Annotated in this window: 19 protein-coding genes and 1 tRNA gene; 1 reads left to right on the top strand and 19 read right to left on the bottom strand. The window is 69.3% G+C overall.

What is annotated here, in order from left to right; translation table 11 throughout:
- Positions 1-36: 36 nt before the first annotated feature.
- The 19 genes from N8I87_RS27720 to N8I87_RS27630 form a co-directional block, all read right to left on the bottom strand.
- Positions 37-279 (bottom strand): ATP synthase subunit c family protein, encoded by a 243-nt coding sequence (locus tag N8I87_RS27720; protein ID WP_093474678.1) that lies wholly within the window; start codon positions 277-279, stop codon positions 37-39.
- A gap of 75 nt (positions 280-354) precedes the next feature.
- Complete coding sequence (atpB, locus tag N8I87_RS27715) at positions 355-1,176, bottom strand: F0F1 ATP synthase subunit A (protein ID WP_263212713.1); 822 nt, start codon at positions 1,174-1,176, stop codon at positions 355-357.
- Positions 1,177-1,401: 225 nt separating this feature from the next.
- The gene (locus N8I87_RS27710) at positions 1,402-1,824 is read right to left on the bottom strand and encodes a Cg1360 family ATP-synthase-associated protein (RefSeq protein WP_263212710.1); all 423 of its coding nucleotides are present in this window, start codon (positions 1,822-1,824) and stop codon (positions 1,402-1,404) included.
- Positions 1,825-2,141: 317 nt separating this feature from the next.
- Complete coding sequence (locus N8I87_RS27705; protein WP_263212707.1) at positions 2,142-3,470, bottom strand: MraY family glycosyltransferase; 1,329 nt, start codon at positions 3,468-3,470, stop codon at positions 2,142-2,144.
- A gap of 139 nt (positions 3,471-3,609) precedes the next feature.
- Positions 3,610-4,848 (bottom strand): serine hydroxymethyltransferase, encoded by a 1,239-nt coding sequence (glyA, locus tag N8I87_RS27700; RefSeq protein WP_263212705.1) that lies wholly within the window; start codon positions 4,846-4,848, stop codon positions 3,610-3,612.
- A 271-nt stretch (positions 4,849-5,119) separates the two neighbouring features.
- A complete protein-coding gene (locus N8I87_RS27695; RefSeq protein ID WP_263212703.1) occupies positions 5,120-5,800 on the bottom strand; it encodes an arsenate reductase/protein-tyrosine-phosphatase family protein in 681 nt (226 codons plus the stop codon).
- Positions 5,797-6,444 carry an L-threonylcarbamoyladenylate synthase gene (locus tag N8I87_RS27690; RefSeq protein ID WP_263212701.1) on the bottom strand — a complete coding sequence of 216 codons (648 nt, stop codon included), beginning with the start codon at positions 6,442-6,444 and terminating at the stop codon, positions 5,797-5,799. The genes N8I87_RS27695 and N8I87_RS27690 overlap by 4 nt, the downstream gene beginning before the upstream one ends.
- A 52-nt stretch (positions 6,445-6,496) precedes the next feature.
- On the bottom strand, positions 6,497-7,336 hold the full coding sequence (gene prmC, locus N8I87_RS27685) for a peptide chain release factor N(5)-glutamine methyltransferase (protein WP_263212699.1): 840 nt from the start codon (positions 7,334-7,336) through the stop codon (positions 6,497-6,499).
- 79 nt (positions 7,337-7,415) lie between these two features.
- Positions 7,416-8,483: a peptide chain release factor 1 gene (prfA, locus tag N8I87_RS27680; protein ID WP_263212697.1), complete on the bottom strand. Its 1,068-nt coding sequence runs from the start codon at positions 8,481-8,483 to the stop codon at positions 7,416-7,418.
- Positions 8,484-8,591: 108 nt separating this feature from the next.
- On the bottom strand, positions 8,592-8,816 hold the full coding sequence (rpmE, locus tag N8I87_RS27675) for a 50S ribosomal protein L31 (protein ID WP_019326867.1): 225 nt from the start codon (positions 8,814-8,816) through the stop codon (positions 8,592-8,594).
- Between the two features lie 228 nt (positions 8,817-9,044).
- Entirely contained in the window at positions 9,045-10,196 is a 1,152-nt protein-coding gene (locus N8I87_RS27670; protein WP_263212681.1) for an LCP family protein, read from the bottom strand.
- 207 nt (positions 10,197-10,403) lie between these two features.
- The gene (locus N8I87_RS27665) at positions 10,404-12,125 is read right to left on the bottom strand and encodes a trypsin-like serine protease (RefSeq protein ID WP_263216706.1); all 1,722 of its coding nucleotides are present in this window, start codon (positions 12,123-12,125) and stop codon (positions 10,404-10,406) included.
- Positions 12,126-12,358: 233 nt separating this feature from the next.
- Positions 12,359-14,404 (bottom strand): transcription termination factor Rho, encoded by a 2,046-nt coding sequence (gene rho / locus N8I87_RS27660; RefSeq protein ID WP_263212679.1) that lies wholly within the window; start codon positions 14,402-14,404, stop codon positions 12,359-12,361.
- Positions 14,405-14,810: 406 nt separating this feature from the next.
- Positions 14,811-15,728, bottom strand: a complete 918-nt coding sequence (thrB, locus tag N8I87_RS27655; protein ID WP_263212677.1) for a homoserine kinase — start codon at positions 15,726-15,728, stop codon at positions 14,811-14,813.
- 371 nt (positions 15,729-16,099) lie between these two features.
- Positions 16,100-17,158, bottom strand: a complete 1,059-nt coding sequence (gene thrC / locus N8I87_RS27650) for a threonine synthase (RefSeq protein ID WP_263212675.1) — start codon at positions 17,156-17,158, stop codon at positions 16,100-16,102.
- Between the two features lie 6 nt (positions 17,159-17,164).
- Positions 17,165-18,454 carry a homoserine dehydrogenase gene (locus N8I87_RS27645; RefSeq protein WP_263216705.1) on the bottom strand — a complete coding sequence of 430 codons (1,290 nt, stop codon included), beginning with the start codon at positions 18,452-18,454 and terminating at the stop codon, positions 17,165-17,167.
- A 201-nt stretch (positions 18,455-18,655) separates the two neighbouring features.
- A complete protein-coding gene (gene lysA / locus N8I87_RS27640; RefSeq protein ID WP_263212672.1) occupies positions 18,656-20,047 on the bottom strand; it encodes a diaminopimelate decarboxylase in 1,392 nt (463 codons plus the stop codon).
- An 80-nt stretch (positions 20,048-20,127) separates the two neighbouring features.
- On the bottom strand, positions 20,128-21,108 hold the full coding sequence (gene nrtL, locus N8I87_RS27635) for an ArgS-related anticodon-binding protein NrtL (protein ID WP_263212669.1): 981 nt from the start codon (positions 21,106-21,108) through the stop codon (positions 20,128-20,130).
- Positions 21,109-21,277: 169 nt separating this feature from the next.
- Positions 21,278-21,799: a response regulator gene (locus N8I87_RS27630; protein ID WP_411577295.1), complete on the bottom strand. Its 522-nt coding sequence runs from the start codon at positions 21,797-21,799 to the stop codon at positions 21,278-21,280.
- A gap of 146 nt (positions 21,800-21,945) precedes the next feature.
- On the opposite strand from N8I87_RS27630, the gene N8I87_RS27625 reads away from it, so the two are divergent.
- Positions 21,946-22,017, top strand: a tRNA-Arg gene (locus tag N8I87_RS27625).
- Positions 22,018-22,105: the final 88 nt, after the last annotated feature.

Here is a 22,105-nt window from a genome sequence, read left to right as displayed (position 1 = left end):
TGCCTTTCGTCTAGGGGGCTGTCGCTGACCGGCTGATCAGGTGCCGTAGACGAACGGCATGACCAGGCCGATGAGGGCGAGCGCCTCACAGAAGGCGAAGCCGAGGATCTGGTTGGCGCGGATCAGGCCGGCAGCCTCGGGCTGGCGGGCGAGGGCCTGCGTGCCGTTACCGAAGATGATGCCGACGCCGACGCCGGGGCCGATGGCGGCGAGGCCGTAGCCGATGGAACCGAGGGAGCCGTGGACGCCGTCGGCAGCAAGGGTCTGGAGAGCGGACATGCCGATTCTTCCTTCTTCTTTACGGACCGGTGGGGGTTGGCCACCGGACGATCAGGGGGTGGTGAAGCGAGGCGCTCAGTGGTGCTCGGCGAGGGCGCCCTGGATGTAGGTGCACGTGAGGAGAACGAAGACGTACGCCTGCAGTGCCTGGATGAAGAGCTCGAAGGCTGTCATCACGATGGTCATCAGGAAGCTGACGCCGGCGTAGGCGATGCCGATGCCGTTCAGCAGGTACCAGCTGGCGATCGTGAAGAGCAGCAGCAGGGTGTGGCCCGCGAACATGTTCGCGAACAGTCGCACCGCGTGGGTGAAGGGCCGCACCAGCAGGTTCGAGAAGAACTCGATGGTCATGGCGAGCGGCAGCACCGCGCCCAGCGACTTGTCGTACCCGGTGACGTTCTTGAAGAAGCCGACGAAGCCGTGGCGCTTGAAGGTCAGCGAGATCCACAGGACGTAGACGATGAGCGCCAGGACGAGCGGGTACGAGATGATCGCCGTCACCGGGAAGGAGGCGACCGGAATGATCGACCAGAGGTTCATCATCCAGATGAAGAAGAACAGCGAGACGACCAGCGGAACGTACTTCTCGCCCTCCTTCTTGCCGATCGTCTCGTAGACGACACCCCGCCGGATGAAGTCGTAGCCGGCCTCGGCGACCATCTGCATCTTCCCCGGGACGACCTTGGGCCTGCGGAAGGCCGCCCAGAAGAAGCCGACGATGATGATGGAGCCGAGCAGCGCCAGCAGCATCGTCTTGTTGAAGTACACGTTGCTGTCGGCGTCGCCCCACAGGGGCTTGAACAGGAACGAGTGCAGGCCGGGAGCCGGGAAGCCACAGCCGTCGAAGATGTGGCAGTCGGTCTCGAAGGCGAGCACCTGCGTCGGGTCAGCACTCACCGCGGGCTCCTTCAACATGGCGCATAGGTACGGCAACCTCGTTGTGTCGGCGCGGCGTGCGGCCGCGGTTCGGCACGGGACTGGTGTTACGGATGTGGGGGCGGCTGTGGGGCATCTCGCCTCGCGATTGAGCAGGCGTCAGCTCGGATGCCCGCGCCCGCGATGCCGCAGTTGGCACCGGACGATAGCAGGATCTCTTGTGCGCCTTTATCCCGGCCCTACCTCTCACGACGAGTGCCCGGTCTTCTCGGACTTCTCGGGCTCGACGTAGAGGATCTTGGCCCTCATGTGCGCACGCGTCTGGGCGCCGATCCACGTGAGGGTGGCGACCACGAGCGTGATGGCGAAGGCCTTGGGATTGAACAGCGTGGTGTTCTTGAAGGCGGCGACGAAGACGAACAGCAACAGCAACTGCGCCGTGTAGAGCATCAGCCCCATGGCCTGGAACAGGTGCGGAAGCGATTTGGCAGTGCGCTGCAGGACATAGAGGCCGATCCCCATGAAGAGGATCACCACCAGCGTCGCGACGACGGCCCCGATCGCCCCCTTGCCGCCCGCGACCACGGCGCTGACGCCGGCGGCGAGCGCGCCGACGGCAGCCGTGGGTACGGCGGCCTGGGCCAGGATCCGGACGTCATTGGACGGCATGGCGGCAACTCCGCTTTCACAGGGGGCAGGGTGTCGTCATGGACGAGCGTAGTCCCGGTCAGAGAGTCCTAGACCTCAGGCCATTGGACCGTCGTACTGGGGTCCTTCGGCTCTATCCGGGGTTCTCGTGAACCGTATCACAAACTATTTGATGAGGTCTTTACCTGGTACGTGTGCTCGCTGTCACACATGAGAGTGACCCTGCGCGTCTGTGCAGAAACTGGGGTGAGATGTCTGGTATTAGGGAGCTTTGCTCCCCCACGAGTTGGCAATGCTCTAGTCAGATTCTTACCTTGGCGAACTCGCCCAGGAGAACGTCAGCGCGACGATCCGGCCTTACGTCCGTCCAGGAACCGCGAACGGGGGCCGATGGCGGTCGCGCCGTTGACCCCGGTCAGACCGGCGGGCACCGGGGCGGGCTGCTCCTCGTCGGCCGCCGGGGCCGCCTCGAAGGCCGCGGCGGGCGCCGCGGCCGCGCGGCGACGGCGGTAGCGCGGCGGCACGAAGCGTTCGGCCCAGCGCGGGGCCCGCGGGGTGAACCGGGGCAGCAGGAGCAGGATCAGACCGATCGCGCTGAAGAACACGACGCCGAGCACGATCCACATCGACGCGGAGTTCACCGAGTAGGCCAGCGCGCCGAAGCCGATCAGCGCCGACCAGAAGTACATGATCAGCACGGCCCGGCTGTGCGAGTGGCCGATCTCCAGGAGCCGGTGGTGCAGATGCCCCCGGTCGGCGGCGAACGGCGACTGTCCGCGCCAGGTGCGGCGCACAATGGCCAGCACCAGGTCGGCGGCCGGCACCGCGATGATCGTCAGCGGCAGCAGCAGCGGGATGTAGACGGGCACCGTCTGGTGCACCGCCGCCTTCTCGGAGCCGGTGAACAGGGCCAGCGCGTCCGGGTCGAGCTGACCGGTGATCGAGATCGCCCCCGCGGCCAGCACCAGCCCGATCAGCATCGAGCCGGAGTCGCCCATGAAGATCCGCGCGGGGTGCATGTTGTGCGGCAGGAAGCCCAGGCACATGCCCATCAGGATCGCCGCGAAGAGGGTCGCCGGGGCGGCCGCCTCGATGCCGTACGAGTACCAGATCCGGTACGAGTACAGGAAGAACGCGGTCGCGGCGATGCCCACCATGCCCGCGGCCAGGCCGTCCAGGCCGTCCACGAAGTTCACCGCGTTGATCGTGATGACGACGAGCGCCACCGTCAGCAGCGTGCCCTGCCACTGGGTCAGCGCCACATTGCCGACACCCGGGATGGGCAGCCACAGGATCGTCAGACCCTGCATGACCATGACGCCCGCGGCGATCATCTGGCCGCCCAGCTTGATCAGGGCGTCGATCTCGAACTTGTCGTCCAGGACACCGATCAGCCAGATCAGCGCGGCCCCGGAGAGCAGGGCTCGTGGCTCGTTCGACTTCTCGAAGACCTGGTTGAGGTTGGTCAGATGGTCGGCGACCAGCAGACCCGCGCACAGCCCGAAGAACATCGCGATACCGCCGAGGCGCGGAGTGGGCTCCCGGTGCACGTCACGTGCCCGGATCTCCGGCATGGCTCCGGCCACGATCGCGAACTTACGTACCGGCCCTGTCAGCAGATACGTCACCGCGGCCGTGATACAGAGCGTCAGCAGGTATTCACGCACGGGCTTCCCCACAGGTCTCGCTGGCCATCACAGCCCCACACCCTAGCGACGTACGCATATCAGTGGGGACTTCCGGGTAGCGACGATGGTTGCACGCAAGGCTGTGTACGAGGGTCCACTTCCGTGCGTCTACCCCCGCTCAGCCGGGATACGGCGGAAATCTACCCGCCAGTTCCCGCACCTCGTCGCGCGCCCCGGTGGGGTCGATCTCACTTCGCAGCACTCCCGCCATCAGCACGGCGATCCGCGCCATCTCCGGCTCCCCCATGCCCTGGGTGGTCAGCGCCGCGGTGCCAAGACGCAGCCCGCGTGCGTCGCCGTGCGGCAGGGCGCAGCAGTCCAGCACCATTCCGGCGGCCGCCAGCCGGCCGCGCGCGGTGCGTCCGTCGACGCCGAGCGGCGACGGGTCCGCGGTGATCAGATGGGTGTCCGTGCCCCCGGTGGTGACGGCGAGACCCTCGTCGGCCAGCTCGGACGCCAGGACCCTCGCGTTGGCGACCACCTGATGCGCGTACGCGGCGAACGCCGCCGTCGCCGCCTCGCCGAACGCGACCGCCTTGGCGGCGATGGTGTGCATCTGGGCGCCGCCCTGGGTGAACGGGAACACGGCCCGGTCGACGCGCTCGGCCAGCTCCGCGCCGCACAGGATCATCCCGCCGCGCGGCCCGCGCAGCACCTTGTGCGTGGTCGCGCACACGATGTCGGCGTACGGCACCGGGTTGGGCGCCGCTCCCCCGGCGACGAGCCCGATCGGATGGGCGGCGTCCGCGATCAGATACGCCCCGACCTCGTCGGCGACCTCGCGGAAGAAGGCGTAGTCGATGTGGCGGGGGTAGGCGATGGAGCCGCACACGACGGCCTTGGGCCGGTGGTTGCGGGCGAGGTGGCGCACCTGATCGTGGTCGATGAGCCCGGTCTCCGCGTCGACCCCGTACCCCACGAAGTCGAACCAGCGGCCCGAGAAGTTGGCCGGGGAGCCATGGGTGAGGTGCCCGCCGTAGGGCAGCCCGAGGGCGAGGACGGTGTCACCGGGCTGCAGCAGGGCGGCATAGGCGGCCAGGACGGCCGACGAGCCGGAGTGCGGCTGAACGTTGGCGTGCTCGGCCCCGAACAGCGCCCTGGCCCGGTCGATCGCGATGCGCTCGGCGACGTCGACGATCTCGCAGCCGCCGTGGTAGCGGGCCCCGGGATAGCCCTCGGCGTACTTGTTGGCGAGCGGTGAGCCCAGCGCGGCCAGCACGGCAGGCGAGGTGAAGTTCTCGGCCGCGATCAGCTGCAGCGTCGTCGACTGCCGTTCGACTTCCCCCAGCAGGATCCCGGCCAGCTCGGGGTCCTGCCGCCGCAGGACATCGGCCTCGAGGGTATGGGTGACCGACATGGCGGGCTCCCGGGCGGTCGACGGTGACGTAGGTCCAATGTAGGCCCGGCCAGGACGGGGTGCGCGACGTCTACGACCACTGGTGCGACGGCACCGGGAGTTGCTGGACACGGGGCAACGACGACCGCCGGCACGACGCCCCCGGAAACCACCAGACCCGGAGTCGACCACCACCGGTGCAATGGCATCAACCACCACCGGTGCAACGGCGCCGGCAGCCGCCAGGTACGCGGAATCGACCACCGCTCGTGCGGCCGCGCACCGGCAGCCGCTAGGTGCGCGCCGGTACCCCGGTCAGGGCCGTGACCACGGGGTCCAGTGCCTCGTGTATCTCGTCGCCGATCGAACGGAAGAACGTCAGCGGCGCCCCGTACGGGTCGTAGACCTCGTCCGCCTCCGCCGTCGGTGCCAGCAGCCACCCGCGTAGCGCCGCCGCGGCCCGGACCAGGGCGCGCGCACGCGCGACCAGGCCGTCCTCCAGGGGCGGCAGGGTCGCCGGGTCTATCGCGCGGACCAGGCGGGTGAACTCCTTCAGCGTGAAGGTGCGCAGCCCCGCCGAGTGGCCCATGGAGATGACCTGGGCGCGATGGTCGCGGGTCGCGGTCAGCACCAGGTCGGCCATGATGACGTGCTCGTCCAGCAGCTCCCGGCCGGTGAAGCCGGAGGCGTCCGCGCCGAACTCGGCCAGCACGGTCTCCGCGTTGGCCTCCATGGGCGCGCCCTCATGACCCCAGGTGCCCGCGCTCTCCACGATCAGCCCGCCGCCCAGGATGCCGAGCCGCTGTTTCACGAAATGCCGGGTCAGCCGCTCGGTGATCGGCGAGCGGCACACGTTGCCGGTGCTGACGTGGAGGATGCGGAAACTGTCGCGCGGAAGCCCGACGAAGGTGGTCGTAATCTCCGCTGCACGTTCCCCGTTGCCTATGCCACGCCCCGCTTCAGGGGCTGTCAATTCGCCACCTCGAGGTCGGGTACGACCTTGCGCAGCTCCTCCGCCGAGATCGCGCCCGCGCGCAGCAGCAGCGGCACGTCGCCGGTGACGTCGATGATCGACGAGGGCACGTTGCCGGGGGTCGGGCCGCCGTCGAGGTAGACCGAGACGGAGTCGCCGAGCATCTGCTGGGCGGCGTCACAGTCCTCCGGCGCCGGGTGGCCGGTGATGTTCGCGGAGGACACGGCCATCGGGCCGACATCGGTGAGCAGTTCGATGGCGACCGGGTGCAGTGGCATGCGCACGGCAACGGTGCCACGGGTGTCGCCGAGGTCCCACTGCAGGGACGGCTGGTGCCGGGCGACGAGCGTGAGGCCGCCCGGCCAGAACGCGTCGACCAGTTCCCAGGCCAGCTCGGAGAAGTCGGTGACGAGACCGTGCAGCGTGTTCGGGGAGCCGATCAGGACGGGGGTGGGCATGTTGCGGCCCCGGCCCTTGGCCTCCAGCAGGTCGGCCACGGCCTCCGAGGAGAACGCGTCGGCGCCGATGCCGTACAGCGTGTCGGTCGGCAGCACCACGAGTTCGCCCCGGCGGACGGCGGACGCGGCCTCGCGCAGACCCGTCGCGCGGTCGGTCGCGTCGTTGGTGTCGTATCGCCGTGCCATGTCTAGCGGGCCTCCTCGTACACGTACTGCTGGCTTGAAGTCCGGGGCGTGCTCACGGCAGCGCCCGGCGGGCGGTCGCGAAGCGCGGGCGGTTGTTGAGGTCCGGGTGGTCGGCCGCGTCGGCCCAGCCCCGCTCCTCGGTGAAGACCCATGGCACCTGGCCCCCCTGGGTGTCGGCGTGCTCGATCACGACGACTCCGCCGGGGCGCAGCAGCCGGTGCGCGGTGCGTTCCAGGCCCCGGATGAGGTCGAGACCGTCCTCGCCCGAGAACAACGCCAGCTCGGGGTCGTAGTCACGGGCCTCGGGAGCGACGTACTCCCACTCGGTGAGCGGGATGTACGGAGGGTTGGAGATGACCAGGTCGACCTGGCCGTCGAGGTCGGGGAAGGCGTCCAGGGCGTTGCCCTGGCGCAGGTCGACCCTGGAGCCCTCCATGTTCTTGCGGGTCCACTGGAGGGCTTCCTCGGACAGCTCCACGGCGTGCACGCGCGAGCGCGGGACCTCCTGGGCGAGGGCCAGCGCGATCGCGCCGGAGCCGGTGCACAGGTCGACGATGAGCGGTTCGACCACGTCCATGGCCCGCACGGCGTCTATGGCCCAGCCGACCACCGACTCGGTCTCCGGCCGCGGCACGAAGACGCCCGGCCCGACCTGGAGCTCCAGGTACCGGAAGTAGGCGCGCCCGGTGATGTGCTGGAGCGGCTCGCGCTGCTCGCGCCGGGCGATGACCTCCCAGTAGCGGGCGTCGAAGTCGGAGTCCTTCACGGAGTGCAGTTGGCCCCGCTTCACACCGTGCACGAACGCGGCGAGCTCCTCCGCGTCGTTGCGCGGCGAGGGCACGCCGGCGTCGGCCAGCCGCTGGGCGGCCTGGGCCACCTCCGCGAGCAGCACGCTGCGGGGGCTTGGGGGTCGCCCCCCAAAATCTTGCTGCACGCTCGTCCTCCGGGTATTCGGTACTTCGTGACTCGCCTTACGCGGCCGCGAGCTTGGCCGCCGAGTCCGCGTCGACGCAGGCCTGGATCACCGCGTCGAGTTCGCCGTCCAGGACCTGGTCAAGGTTGTACGCCTTGAAGCCGACGCGGTGGTCCGAAATGCGATTCTCCGGGAAGTTGTACGTACGGATCTTCTCGGAGCGGTCGACGGTGCGGACCTGGCTGCGGCGGGCGTCGGCGGCCTCCTTCTCGGCCTCCTCCTGCGCCGCCGCGAGCAGCCTGGAGCGCAGGATACGCAGAGCCTGCTCCTTGTTCTGCAGCTGGCTCTTCTCGTTCTGGCAGGAGGCGACGACTCCGGTGGGAATGTGCGTGATGCGCACCGCGGAGTCGGTGGTGTTGACGGACTGGCCGCCGGGCCCGGAGGACCGGTAGACGTCGATGCGGAGGTCGTTCGGATTGATCTCGACGTCGACCTCCTCGGCCTCGGGGGTGACCAGGACACCGGCGGCGGAGGTGTGGATACGGCCCTGGGACTCGGTGGCCGGCACGCGCTGCACGCGGTGCACACCACCCTCGTACTTCAGCCGGGCCCACACGCCCTGGCCGGGCTCGGTCTGGCCGCGGGTCTTCACCGCGACCTGGACGTCCTTGTAGCCGCCGAGCTCGGACTCGGTGGAGTCGATGATCTCGGTCTTCCAGCCGACGCGCTCGGCGTAGCGCAGGTACATGCGCAGGAGGTCCCCGGCGAACAGCGCCGACTCGTCGCCGCCGGCGCCCGCCTTGATCTCCAGAATGACGTCCTTGTCGTCACTCGGGTCACGCGGGACGAGCAGGAGGCGCAGCTTCTCGGTGAGTTCCTCGCGCTGCTTGTCCAGCTCCTTGACCTCGGCGGCGAAGTCGGGGTCGTCGGCGGCGAGTTCGCGTGCGGTCTCGATGTCGTCGCCGGTCTGCTTCCAGGAGCGGTACGTGGCGACGATCGGGGTGAGCTCGGCGTAGCGCTTGTTCAGCTTGCGCGCGTTGGCCTGGTCGGCGTGGACCGACGGGTCGGCGAGCTTCGTCTCCAGGTCGGCGTGCTCACCGACGAGTTCCTCGACGGCCTCGAACATCTTGGGCTCCTGTACTGCTCGGAAAGGGGGAAGGCGGGCGACCAAAAACGCCGGTCCCGGTGCGTCCCGAAGGCGGGACACAGCCGTGGACCGGCGAAATAGGGCTCGCTACTTCTTGGAGCCGGCGGCAGCCTTGCCGAAGCGGGCCTCGAAGCGGGCCACACGGCCACCGGTGTCGAGGATCTTCTGCTTGCCCGTGTAGAACGGGTGGCACTCGGAGCAGACCTCGGCCCGGATGGTGCCGGACTCGATGGTGCTACGGGTGGTGAACGACGCGCCACAGGTGCAGCTGACCTGCGTCTCGACGTACTCGGGGTGGATGTCGCGCTTCAAGGGTGTCTCCTAGGTTCGGGAGGGCACCGGGTCGCAACCGCGGGCTGCGGAGGCGTGAACCGGGGCCGACGTACCAGTCTGCCAGGACTGGCCGCATCCCCCAAAACCGGGGGGCTGGGCGTTCTATTCCCGGGGGTCCGGGCGTGCCCGGGATCGTCCGGGAGCATTCGGGATCGGGGCCCTCGCGCCGTATACGGGGCCGTCCGCGCCGTACGACGCCGCCGCGCCCTACGACGCCGTCACCACGCCCTTGGCCTCGCCCGTGGCCGTGCCCTTCGTCGCGCTCGCCGGGATCGGCAGGTCGTTGCTCAGGGCGGTCCACACCTGCTTGGCCTTGGCCTCGGCGACGACGACCCGGTTGGGGTTCGCGGGGTCGTACTGCACCGGCATCGTGACCATCTTCATGTGCGACGAACCGATGCCCTTCAGACCGTTCGCGAAGTCCATCAGGGAGTTCACCGTGCCCAGGTCGGAGTCGGTGGTGACGGCCTTGGTCGCGGTGTCGGCGAGGTCGAACAGCTTCTTGGGGCTGGTCAGGACGCCGATCTGCTTGATCTGGTCGACCAGGGCCTTCATGAAGGCCTGCTGGAGCTGGATGCGGCCGAGGTCGGAGCCGTCGCCGACGCCGTGCCGGGTGCGGACCAGGCCGAGGGCCTGCTTGCCGGTCAGGGTGTGCGTGCCGGCCTTGAGGTGCAGATGGCTCTCCGCGTCCTCGATGTTCCTGGTCGTGGTGACCGTGACCCCGCCGAGGTCGTCGATGAGCTGCTGGAAGCCGGAGAAGTCGACCTCCAGATAGTGGTCCATGCGGATGCCGGTGAGGGACTCGACCGTCTTCACCGCGCAGGCCGCACCGCCGGTGGAGTACGCGGAGTTGAACATCACGCCGGAGGCGGCGGCGTGCTCGGTGCCGTTGGTGTCGGTGCACGCGGGGCGGTCGATGAGGGTGTCGCGCGGGATGGAGACCACGCTCGCCTTCTTGTGGCCCTGGTACACGTGGACGACCATCGCCGTGTCGGAGCGGGCGCTGCCGTCGTCGGTGCCGCCGCCGAGCTTCTTGTTGGAGCCGGAGCGGGTGTCCGAGCCGAGGACCAGGATGTTCTCGGAGCCGTTGTCGACCTTCAGCGGACGGTGGCTGCCGAGGGCCTGGTCGATGTCGACGCTCTTGAGGTTGCCGTTGAGCTTGAAGTACAGGTACCCGGCGCCCGTGCCCCCCAGCACCAGGATGCCCGCGGCCGTCCAGGCCGTGACGAGCAGCGCCTTGCTGCGCCCGCTGCGGGGCTTGCGACGGCAGCCCCGGCCGCCGCGGCCGCGCGGCCGGCTCGTGCCGGTCTCGGCACCCGTCTCGGGTATGCCGGGCTCCGGCATGCTCTCGGCGGACATGTGCTCCTCGGTTCTCGTCCCGGTCGGTGTACCCCCTGCTTTCGCGGACGGGCCGGGTCGTAGTGACCCATACCGCACCATCGTCACTCCATCGGGTCAGACGGAGAAACTCGGGAAAGGGTTGCACAAAGCAGAGTGCCCACCGCGTGAAGCGATGGGCACCCTGTGTAACCGAGCAAACGGGATCAATCCCGCTCACCTGCGATTTCAGCCGAAAATGTCGTACTGCTTGAAGTCGGTACCGACGGAGATCCGTGTGGCGAAGATCTCGCTGGCCGCCTTGCCGGTGCCCTTGTACAGGTAGAGCGTGCCGCCGGGCGTACGGGCCAGGAAGTCGGCCTTGCCGTCGCCGCTGATGTCACCGACCGCGTCGAAGGCGTTGTATCCGGTCCAGGCGCTGCGCACCTTGACGCGGGTGGAGAACGCGCCGGTGCCGGACTTGCCGGTGCCCTTGTACAGGTACAGGTCGCCGGTGCTGCTCTTGCGAGCGAGCAGGTCGGCCTTGCCGTCGCCGTTGAAATCGCCGTGGCCGCGCACCATGTTGTACTGATTCCAGCCCGTGCCGACCTGGACGCGGGAGGAGAAGGTGCCGTTGCCCTTGCCGGGGTAGATCCACAGGGCGCCGCCGGAGTCGACGGACAGGAGGTCGGGCAGGTAGTCGCCGGTGACATCGCCGGGGGCGATGATGCGGGTGCGGGTCTTCCAGCCGGTGAAGATCTTGGTCTGCGACCAGGAGCCGGTGGACAGGACGTAGTGCATCCAGTAGACGTCACCGGTGCCGCTGTCGCGGACCACGAGGTCCTCGATGCCGTCCCGGTTCAGGTCGGTCTGCAGGACGACGTTCACGCCGTTCCAGTTGCCCCAGGAGATCCGGGCGCCGAACGACGTGCCCTTGGAGTCCTTCTCGTAGCCGGTCTTGGTGGAGGAGTTGCGCACCCACAGGTCGGCCTTGCCGTCGGTGTAGCTCAGGTTGCCGTCGTCGATCTGCGCGTAGGCGGCACCGACGTACGTGCTCACCTTGGTGAAGACGCTGTAGGCGCCCTTCTGCACGCAGTCCACGACGCCCCAGGAGACGACGCCGACGATCCGGCCGTTCACCACGAGCGGGCCACCGGAGTCGCCGTTGCAGGCGGAGGTGGTACCGGTATCGCTGCCGGTGGCGGGGTTGCCCGCGCAGACCATGTGGCCCTTGACGAAGTCCGTGCTGTAGAAGCCGGAGCAGGTGGTGTCCGACTGGATCGGCAGCGTGGCCGTCTTCAGCGTGTCGGAGATGTCCTGGGTGGTGGAGCTGGTGCGGCCCCAGCCGTAGAGCTTGGCGCTGGTGCCCGCGGCGTAGGAGGCGGTGTCGCCGGACGTCGTCATCCGGATCGGCGTGGCCTTGACCGGGTTGTCCAGCGTGAGGACGGCGATGTCGTTGTCGATGGTCGTCGCGCTGTACGACGGGTGGTTCCACTGGCGCAGCACGGCGGTCGCGGTGCCGCCGTGCAGGTCCGTGCCGCCGGCGCCGTCGCTGGTCGGCAGCTGCGAGGTGCCGGTGAGGACGGCGCCGTTGGCCTGCCAGTTGTAGCCCTTGACGCAGTGCGCGGCGGTGAGGATCTTCGTCGGCGAGACGACCGAGCCGCCGCAGAAGAAGCCGATGTCGTCGCTCTCGTCGGTGGTGCCCTTGTCGTCGTAGTACCAGAGCTGGGCCATCCACGGAGCGCTGGTGATGGTGGTCTCGCTGCCACCGATGATCTTCGGGTCGACCGTGGCGGTGTTGGTGCTGGTGCTCGCGCTCAGGGACGACTTCTCGGTCGTCTGTCCCGCGGTGTCGTCACCGGCGAGGGCGCCCGCGACCCGCTTCTCCAGCGTGGCGAGCGACGGCGAGGAGAGGGCCGGCTTGACGGTCGGGGTCGGCACCGAGGTGGCCGCCCCCGCGGACGAGGTCATCAGCGCCGCGGTCACGGCCGCGGCGACACCGGCGGCGGCGAGGGGCAGGGCGATGCGTATCCGGCGTCTGTGACGACCGCCGCCGGACGAAGCTGTGGACAAGGAAGTCCCCCCAGAGATGCATGAGTCGGAAGGGACGCAAGGTGCGCCCACTCCTCTCAGCGCCAAAAGGCCGACCCCTGTCACTCATGTGACAGGGGTCGGCCTCAACAGCCCAGGGAGCTCGACTGCGACTAGTCTCCGTTGCCGGGCATCGGAGTCGTCTTCTGGATCTGCAGCAGGAACTCGGCGTTCGACTTCGTCTGCTTCATCTTGTCGAGCAGCAGCTCGATCGCCTGCTGCGAGTCGAGCGCGTGCAGCACCCGGCGCAGCTTCCAGGTGATGGCGAGCTCGTCGCTGCCGAGCAGGATCTCTTCCTTGCGGGTGCCGGACGCGTCGACGTCCACCGCCGGGAAGATGCGCTTGTCGGCGAGCTTCCGGTCGAGCTTGAGCTCCGCGTTGCCGGTGCCCTTGAACTCCTCGAAGATCACCTCGTCCATGCGGGAGCCGGTGTCGACGAGAGCGGTCGCCAGGATGGTGAGTGAACCGCCGTCCTCGATGTTCCGCGCGGCACCGAAGAACCGCTTCGGCGGGTAGAGGGCGGTCGAGTCGACACCACCGGACAGGATGCGGCCGGAGGCCGGGGCGGCGAGGTTGTACGCACGGCCCAGACGCGTGATCGAGTCGAGCAGTACGACGACGTCGTGACCCAGCTCCACCAGACGCTTGGCGCGCTCGATGGCGAGCTCGGCGACCGTGGTGTGGTCCTCGGCCGGGCGGTCGAAGGTCGAGGAGATGACCTCGCCCTTGACCGACCGCTGCATGTCGGTGACCTCTTCCGGACGCTCGTCGACGAGGACGACCATCAGGTGGCACTCGGGGTTGTTGTGGGTGATCGCGTTGGCGATCGCCTGCATGATCATGGTCTTGCCGGTCTTCGGCGGGGCCACGATCAGACCGCGCTGGCCCTTACCGATCGGCGACACCAGGTCGATGATGCGGGTGGTCAGCACGCCCGGGTCCGTCTCCAGACGGAGGCGGTCCTGCGGGTACAGCGGGGTCAGCTTGTTGAACTCCGGGCGGCCACGGCCGTGTTCGGGCGCCATGCCGTTGACGGAGTCGAGGCGGACCAGCGCGTTGAACTTCTCGCGGCGCTCGCCCTCCTTGGGCTGCCGGACCGCGCCGGTGACGTGGTCACCCTTGCGCAGGCCGTTCTTGCGGACCTGGGCGAGGGAGACGTACACGTCGTTGGGACCCGGCAGGTAGCCCGACGTACGGATGAAGGCGTAGTTGTCGAGGATGTCCAGGATGCCCGCGACGGGGATCAGGACGTCGTCCTCGGCGAGCTGCGGCTCGTTGCCGGCGAACTCGTCACGGCCACGGCGGCCACGGCGGTCGCGGTAGCGGCCGCGACGGCCACGGCGGCCGCCCTCGAAGTCGTCGTCGTCCTGCTGGCCCCGGTCCTGACGGCCGCCGCCCTGCTGCTGGCCCTGCTGCTGGCGCTGGCCGCCCTGGCCCTGCTGCTCGTCGCCCTTGTTACGGCGGTCACGGTCACGGCCGCGGTCACGGCGGTCCCGGCGGCCACGGCCCTCGCCGTCACCGGCTTCGCCCTTGGCCTCGCCCTGCGCCTGCGGAGCCGGCGTCTCGGCTTTGGCCTCGCTCTTCGCCTCGGCGGCGATCGTCTCGGTGCTGCCCGCCTGAGCGGCCGTCGGGCTGCCCGCCTCGGCAGTAGCACGGCGGCGGCGACGCTCGGTCGGGGCGTCGTCTCCCCCACGCTCGGCTTCGCTCGCGCGGGAGGTACCCCCATCGCGGGCGGTGCCGCCGGCCGGCTGGCCGGGGATCTCGATCTGCTGCTGCGCCACGGCCTTCTCGGCGGGCGCCTCGGACTTGGCCGCCGCCTTCTTCTCCGCCTCCTCGCCCGTACGGGCCCGGGAGGTGGTGCGGCGCTTCGGCTTGGTCTCGGCAGCGTCCCCGGCGGGAGCCGCGGCCTTGGGGGCGGCTCCGCCGCCGGCCTGCGCCTCCTTGATGACCTCGATCAGCTGGCTCTTGCGCATACGCGCGGTGCCCCTGATGCCGAGGCCGGATGCGACCTGCTGCAGCTCGGCCAGCACCATGCCCTCGAGGCCGGTACCGCGGCGCCGCCGGGAGCCGGCACCGGTGGCAGGCGCGGAGGCGTCCGTGGCGGGCGCGGCAGCGGTCTCCTCGACACGTGCGCCCATCAGATCGGTGGTGTCGCTCACGAAGGGTCCTTCCCTGGAGCGGACGTCGGCCTGTCTGGCTCGGCGACCGGTTGTGCTGTCCGGCATCGGTTCTGTCTCTTGTGAACCAAGCCGGGGCGGTGGTCCGCCAACGCGGCGGAAGAGATATCTGGTGATGGCGCTTCCCCGACGGGCCGTGGCACCCAGTGTCACGCGGCGCGGTCGCACCGATTCCGGAGTGTGCCCAGCGGCCCGCTCAGTGCCCGCGTACGGCGTACTGACCAGGTACGACGTACGGAACGCAGAGTGGCTTGGGAGACTCCCGGAAGAATGTCTGTCCCGGACGGGGACACGAGGCACCTCGCCATGGTGGGGTCGGGTGCAGACTTGAGATTAACACTACCGGATCCAACAAACATTCCCCCTCTCCAAATCCGGCAACCGTGTGTCAGGTCGCAAGCGGCAGCACGCTCGCTCCCTGGACATCCAGGCTCAGCCGGTTGGCGGCCCAGTCCACGCCGGCCAGGGCCTCCACCTTGTCGGCGGTCCCGGCGTCGGCCAGTGCCATGACGGTGGGCCCGGCGCCCGAGATGACGGCCGGGATCCCGTCGGCGCGCAACCGCTCCACCAGCGCGGCGCTCTCCGGCATGGCCGGGGCGCGGTACTCCTGGTGGAGGCGGTCCTCGGTGGCGGGCAGCAGCAGCTCGGGGCGTCTGGTCAGGGCCTCGACGAGCAGGGCGGCACGGCCCGCGTTGGCGGCGGCGTCGACGTGCGGCACGGTGCGCGGCAGCAGGCCGCGCGCGGTCTCGGTCAGGACCGGCTTTCCGGGCACGAAAACCACCGGAACGATGGAATCGTTGGGCTCCATCCTGATGGCCCGCGCGGCGCCGCCCTCCATCCAGGAGAGCGTGAAGCCGCCGAGCAGACAGGCCGCGACGTTGTCGGGGTGGCCCTCGATCTCCGTGGCGAGTTCGAGCAGCGCCGTGTCGTCGAGCTTCGCCTCTCCGCCTATGGTCACGGCGCGGGCGGCGACGATGCCGGCGCAGATGGCGGCGGAGGAGGAGCCCAGGCCACGGCCGTGCGGAATGCGGTTCGCGCAGACGATCTCCAGGCCGCGGGGCTGTCCGCCCAACAGATCGAAGGCGGTGCGCAGGGACCGTACGAGAAGGTGACTCTCGTCTCGCGGCAGCGTCTCGCTGCCCTCACCCGCGATGTCGATGTGCAGCCCGGAGTCGGCCACCCGGACGACGACGTCGTCGTAGAGCCCCAGCGCGAGGCCCAGGGCGTCGAAGCCCGGACCGAGGTTGGCGCTGGTGGCGGGGACGCGCACCCGGACGGCGGCGGCGCGGAACGCTGGACCGGCCATCGCTCGATGACTCTCCTTGAGCTGCGTGATTGTCGAATGACATTCGATAGGGATGTGAGGACCCTCAGGCCGCGGAAACGGCGCGGCGCCCTGCCTGATGCGCAGGCATATGCGGCGGGCGGGTTGACTACAGCCTATCGAAGGAAGGTTCTGTGGCGACATAGGGCGCACAGGAGGCGCACGATGCGTGTCGCAAGCCCCCTGTGCCCCCCTCGTAGGGACTTCCCAGGTTAGGACGCCGCCAGCGGTTCTCGGGTTGCCCGGGGGCGTTCCCCGAGCGCACCCGGAGCAGACCACGGGCGGCCCTGCCTCAGGCGTCAGGCGTGAGGCGTCAGGTGTCTGGCTCTGACACCTGACGTCTGACATCTGCCTCAGGCGAGACCGAGCCGCTCGGCCGCGGCCACCGCGTCGACCGGGACGGTGACCGGCTGCGGTGCGCCCGCGACGGCCCAGTCCGGGTCCTTGAGGCCGTTGCCGGTGACCGTGCACACGATCCGCTGGCCCGGGTCGACCTTGCCCTGCTCGGCGGCCTTCAGCAGACCGGCCACGGACGCGGCGGACGCGGGCTCCACGAAGACACCCTCCTGCGCGGCCAACAGCCGGTAGGCGCGCAGGATTTCACGGTCCGTCACCTCGTCGATGAGACCGCCGGACTCGTCCCGCGCCGCCAGGGCGTACTGCCAGGACGCCGGGTTGCCGATGCGGATGGCGGTGGCGATGGTCGAAGGATCCTTCACGACCTCGCCGCGCACGATCGGCGCACTGCCGGAGGCCTGGAACCCCCACATGCGAGGAGTCCTGGTGGACACGCCGTCGGCGGCGTACTCCCGGTACCCCCTCCAGTACGCGGTGATGTTGCCCGCGTTGCCCACCGGCAGCACATGGATGTCCGGGGCGTCGCCCAGCATGTCCACGATCTCGAAGGCGGCCGTCTTCTGCCCCTCGATACGCACCGGGTTCACCGAATTGACCAGCGCCACGGGGTAGTTGTCGCTCAGATTGCGGGCGAGGGTGAGGCAGTCGTCGAAGTTGCCGTCGACCTGGAGGATCTTCGCGCCGTGCACGAGGGCCTGGCCCATCTTGCCGAGCGCGATCTTCCCCCGCGGCACCAGTACGGCGGAGACCATCCCGGCACGCACGGCGTAGGCGGCGGCGGAGGCGGACGTATTGCCCGTGGAGGCGCAGATGACCGCCTTGGCCCCCTCCTCCTTGGCCTTGCTGATGGCCATGGTCATACCGCGGTCCTTGAAGGACCCGGTCGGGTTCGCACCCTCCACCTTGAGGTGGACCTCGCAGCCCGTGCGCTCGGAGAGCACCTGCGCGGGCACGAGGGGCGTGCCGCCCTCGCGGAGCGTCACGACCGGCGTGGTGTCGGATACCGGCAGCCGGTCCCGGTACTCCTCGATGATTCCGCGCCACTGGTGGGTCATTGCTGGTTACTCTCCTTCAACCCGCATGATGCTGGCGACACCCCGCACGGTGTCGAGCTTGCGCAGCGCCTCGACGGTGCCGCCGAGGGCCGCGTCGGACGCACGATGGGTGACGACGACGAGGGAGGCCTCGCCGTCCTTGCCCTGCTGCCGAACCGTATCGATCGACACCCCGTGCTCGGCGAAGACGGTCGCCACCTGGGCGAGAACACCCGGTTTGTCGGCGACGTCGAGGCTGATGTGGTAGCGGGTCACGACCTCGCCCATGGGCGAGACGGGCAGCGCGGCATACGCCGACTCGCCGGGCCCCGTTGCCCCGCTGAGCCGGTTGCGGCAGACGGCGACGAGGTCGCCGAGAACGGCCGAGGCGGTGGGAGCGCCGCCCGCGCCCGGGCCGTAGAACATGAGCTGCCCGGCGGCGTCGCTCTCCACGAACACGGCGTTGTACGCGCCGCGCACGGAGGCGAGCGGGTGGCTCAGCGGAATCATCGCGGGGTGCACGCGCGCGGTGACCGAGCCCCCGTCCGCCGCCCGCTCACAGATGGCGAGCAGCTTGATGGTGCAGCCCATCTCCTTCGCCGAGGCGAAGTCGGCCGCGGTGACCTCGGTCATGCCCTCGCGGTAGACGTCGTCGAGGCGCACGCGCGTGTGGAAGGCGATACCGGCGAGGATCGCGGCCTTGGCGGCGGCGTCGAAGCCCTCGACGTCGGCGGTGGGGTCGGCTTCCGCGTACCCGAGGGCGGTCGCCTCGTCGAGGGCCTCCTGATATCCCGCCCCCGTGGAGTCCATCTTGTCGAGGATGAAGTTGGTCGTGCCGTTGACGATGCCCAGCACCCGGTTGACCTTGTCGCCGGCCAGGGACTCGCGCAGCGGCCGGATCAGCGGGATGGCACCGGCGACGGCGGCCTCGTAGTAGAGGTCCTTGCCGTTCGCCTCGGCGGCGGCGTGCAGGGCGGCCCCGTCCTGGGCCAGCAGCGCCTTGTTGGCGGAGACCACGGAGGCCCCGTGCTCGAAGGCGGTGGTGATGAGGCCCCGCGCGGGCTCGATCCCCCCGATCACCTCGACCACGACGTCGATGTCGCCGCGTTTGACGAGCGCGGTGGCGTCGGTGGTGACGAGAGCCGGGTCGATGCCCTCCCGTACCTTGGACGGCCGCCGTACGGCGACGCCGGCCAGCTCCACCGGGGCACCGATCCGCGCGGCGAGGTCTTCGGCGTGCGTCGTCATGATGCGCGCCACCTCTGAGCCGACAACCCCACAGCCCAGCAGCGCCACCTTCAGCGGACGCGTACGCATCATCCGACCTCGTTTCCTCATACCGTCTACGGTTGCACCAGTCTCACTCACCGGACGGGAGTTTCTACCCTTCGTCCGGATCGTGAGATGTCTATTTCATTTTGCCGGGACAGAAAGACCGGAGATCTTCCGGTCGGTCTCTTCGCTGCTCAGCCGGTCCGATTGTTCCCTGCTCAGCCGGTCCCGTTTTTTCTTCGTTACTCATCCGACGTCGAGACGCAGGAGATCCTCCTCCGTCTCGCGGCGGACGATCACCCGGGCCTCGCCGTCGTTCACCGCGACGACGGGCGGCCGGAGTACGTGGTTGTAGTTGCTGGCCATGGACCGGCAGTAGGCACCGGTAGCCGGGACCGCGATGAGGTCACCCGGTGCCAGGTCGGCCGGCAGGAACGCGTCCTTGACCACGATGTCCCCGCTCTCGCAGTGCTTGCCGACAACGCGCACGAGCATGGGCTCGGCGTCGGAGGTGCGGGAGGCGAGGGCGACGCTGTACTCGGCGTCGTACAGCGCGGTACGGATGTTGTCCGACATGCCGCCGTCGACGGAGACGTACGTACGCAGCCCGTCGAGGGGCTTGATGGTGCCGACCTCGTAGAGCGTGAAGGCGGTGGGCCCGACGATGGCGCGGCCGGGCTCGACGGAGATACGGGGCGTCCGCAGCCTGGCGGACTCGCACTCGCGGCCGACGATCTCGGTCAGCGCCTTGGCGATCTCATGGGGCTCACGCGGATCGTCGTCACTCGTGTACGCGATCCCGAGGCCACCGCCGAGGTCGATCTCGGGCAGCTCGACACCGTGCTCGTCCCGGATGTCCTTCAGCAGCCCCACCACGCGATGCGCGGCGACCTCGAACCCGGACATGTCGAAGATCTGCGAGCCGATGTGCGAGTGGATCCCGATCAGCTCGAGCCCGTCGAGCCGAAGGGCACGCCGCACGGCCTCCGCGGCCTGCCCGCCGGCCAGCGGGATCCCGAACTTCTGGTCCTCATGGGCGGTGGCGATGAACTCGTGCGTATGCGCCTCGACGCCGACGGTGATCCGGATCTGCACGCGCTGCCGCTTCCCGAGGGACTCGGCGACATGGGCGACGCGCACGATCTCCTGGAAGGAATCGAGAACGATCCGCCCCACACCCGCGTCGACGGCACGCTCGATCTCGGCGACGGACTTGTTGTTGCCGTGGAAGGCGATGCGATCGGCGGGCATACCGGCGGAGAGCGCGGTGGCCAGTTCACCGCCGGAGCACACGTCGAGGTTGAGCCCCTCCTCGTGCAGCCACCGCACAACGGCGCGCGAGAGGAACGCCTTCCCGGCGTAGAAGACATCGGCATCCTGCCCGAAGGCCGTACGCCACGCGCGGGCCCGGGCCCGGAAGTCGGCCTCGTCGAGGACGTAGGCGGGCGTACCGAACTCCTCGGCGAGCCGCTTGACGTCGATGCCGCCCACGCTGACGACACCCTGCTCATCACGGGTGACGGTCTGGGCCCACACCTTGGCGTCGAGGGCGTTGAGGTCGGTGGGCGGGGCGGAGTAGTGCCCCTCGGTGAGGACGTCGGCGTGACGGGGCCCAGCGGGATGTGCGGAACGGCTCATTTGTCTATGGCTCTCTTTTGGCTCTCTGGGCGTCGCTTCTGCTCGTCTGCTGCTCTGCTGCTGCTCTTCTGCGTGCGCGCTCAGAGGTGGTCGGGTGCGTCGATGCCGAGCAGGGACAGGCCACCGGCCAGCACCGTCCCGGCGGCTTCGGCAAGGGCGAGCCGGGCACGGTGGGCGGCCGAGGGTTTCTCGTCCCCGTACGGAAGCACGGCAGGCAGAAAGGGCAGGACGGCATCGGCGACGGTGACGAGATGCCGGGCAAGCCGGTCCGGGGCACGGTGGGTGGCGGCCGCGGTGACGATACGGGGGTAGTCGGCGAGGGCGTCGACGAGATCACGCACATCGATGTCCTCGATGCCGGCGGGCGTGGCCTCGAATCCCAGGCGGGCGGCATTGCGGCTGAGGGCCCGGGTGCGGGCATGGGCGTACCGGACGCGGAAGAGAGGATTCCCCTCGCGCTGTACGAGATGGTCGGCGGTGATCCGCGGCCGGTCGTGCGGCGCGGGATGGAGCAGGGCCCAGCGGGCGGCGTCGGGACCGAGCGGGGCGGGGTCCTCCGGGGCGGGGACGGGCCGCAGATTGACGGGCTCACGGTGATCGATCTCCACCCGCCCGCCCTGAGCGGCAACGATCCGCACGAGCACGTCGGCAACAACCTCGGCACGGGCTTCGTACGGCACACGCAACTCGACGACTTGCCCGGCGAGGGCATCGCCGTGCCCGTACGCCTCCCCCCGCTCCCCAATCTCCCGAACCAGAGAGCCAACGGGATCGGCCGCACCCGACAAACAGATGTTGATGAACCCGGGCCCGGTGACGACGACGTCACGGACCCCATCCGCCCCCACGAGATGCGGCCGCAGAATCTCGGCGACACGCAAGGGCGGCTGTCCGGCCGGGCGGGCGAGCTGGAGCGCGATGTTGGTGGCGTAGTCACCACACCCCCCGGGCCCCGGCGGCGTAACCACGACCCGCTCCGGAACGGTCACACTCAGCTCCCCTCCATCCACAGCACGACGCACCGCGCGCAGCACGGTGCGGGAGAGCTCGACGGGGGTCACGGGACAAGCGTAGGGGAGGAGGGGGGTGGGTATGCGAGTTGGTTTGGGGAGGGGTCCGGGATGTGGACGGGGGTGGGGGGTGGATCAGCACTCTGCAGAAAGGACAACCGAACCCGCCGGGGCGCGACACGGCGCGCCACTCATACGCAACCGTACGCAACCGTCCGAATCAGGCACCGGCCCGCCCGGCACGCTCCGTCGAAAGCTCGACCTCTTCGGAACCGATGGAGCCACCAAGGACAGACTCACTCCCCTCTCCATCCCCGCCCCTATCCCTATCGACCGGCCCGCCACGCCCCTGCTCGATCAACTGCCGTACGACGCTGACGAGTTCGGCAGGCTCGAACGGCTTGGCGAGAAAGGCGTCGACCCCGATGTCCAGCCCGCCCTCGACCTCGTACTGGGTGCAGGCACTGACGATGGCGAGGGGAAGATCACGGGTCCGGGGGTCGGCACGCAGCAGGGCGGCGGTCCGCAGTCCGTCCAGCCGCGGCATGACGACGTCCAGGGTCACGACATCGGGCCGCACCTCATGAACCACATCCAGACACTCGGCACCATCGGCCGCGGTCACGACCTCAAGCCCCTCCAGCTCAAGATTGACCCTGATCAGCTGCCGGATGACCTTGTTGTCGTCCACAACAAGCACCCGACCCGACGCGCCCGACACAACTCGAGAGTAGGTCCGCACCGGCCACCGCGTCCGGCTTTTCCCCACTTCCACCCACGCGAGGGAGCCACCCTCTCCGTCCAGCAGTAAACCCGTTCATGAACACCCCGAGGGAGCTGGTAGTGTTCTACCCGTCGCCAGGAGCAAGCAGCCTCCACAGCAGACACGCCCCCGTAGCTCAGGGGATAGAGCAACGGCCTCCGGAGCCGTGTGCGCAGGTTCGAATCCTGCCGGGGGCACCCACTATGAGGTGCCCAAAGACCCCGCCATCAGCGCTTTCGCTGAGGACGGGGTCTTCGCGTATGTGCAGGGGGATGCCGCCGAAAG

Source organism: Streptomyces sp. HUAS 15-9 (genome assembly GCF_025642155.1).
In the GTDB taxonomy this organism is placed as follows: Bacteria; Actinomycetota; Actinomycetes; order Streptomycetales; family Streptomycetaceae; genus Streptomyces.
The sequence above is the reverse complement of the archived record's forward strand: the minus strand, read 5'-3'. Positions and strand labels throughout refer to the sequence as shown.

Excerpts from the sequence above, each read along its gene's own strand:
- thrC (WP_263212675.1), bottom strand. The coding sequence starts at position 17,158 with ATGACCCACCAGTGGCGCGGAATCATCGAGGAGTACCGGGACCGGCTG.
- N8I87_RS27710 (WP_263212710.1), bottom strand. The coding sequence starts at position 1,824 with ATGCCGTCCAATGACGTCCGGATCCTGGCCCAGGCCGCCGTACCCACG.
- lysA (WP_263212672.1), bottom strand. The coding sequence starts at position 20,047 with ATGAGCCGTTCCGCACATCCCGCTGGGCCCCGTCACGCCGACGTCCTC.
- glyA (WP_263212705.1), bottom strand. The coding sequence starts at position 4,848 with ATGTCGGTCACCCATACCCTCGAGGCCGATGTCCTGCGGCGGCAGGAC.
- N8I87_RS27670 (WP_263212681.1), bottom strand. The coding sequence starts at position 10,196 with ATGTCCGCCGAGAGCATGCCGGAGCCCGGCATACCCGAGACGGGTGCC.
- thrB (WP_263212677.1), bottom strand. The coding sequence starts at position 15,728 with ATGGCCGGTCCAGCGTTCCGCGCCGCCGCCGTCCGGGTGCGCGTCCCC.
- N8I87_RS27645 (WP_263216705.1), bottom strand. The coding sequence starts at position 18,454 with ATGCGTACGCGTCCGCTGAAGGTGGCGCTGCTGGGCTGTGGGGTTGTC.
- N8I87_RS27665 (WP_263216706.1), bottom strand. The coding sequence starts at position 12,125 with ATGACCTCGTCCGCGGGGGCGGCCACCTCGGTGCCGACCCCGACCGTC.
- prfA (WP_263212697.1), bottom strand. The coding sequence starts at position 8,483 with ATGTTCGAGGCCGTCGAGGAACTCGTCGGTGAGCACGCCGACCTGGAG.
- N8I87_RS27690 (WP_263212701.1), bottom strand. The coding sequence starts at position 6,444 with ATGGCACGGCGATACGACACCAACGACGCGACCGACCGCGCGACGGGT.
- N8I87_RS27720 (WP_093474678.1), bottom strand. The coding sequence starts at position 279 with ATGTCCGCTCTCCAGACCCTTGCTGCCGACGGCGTCCACGGCTCCCTC.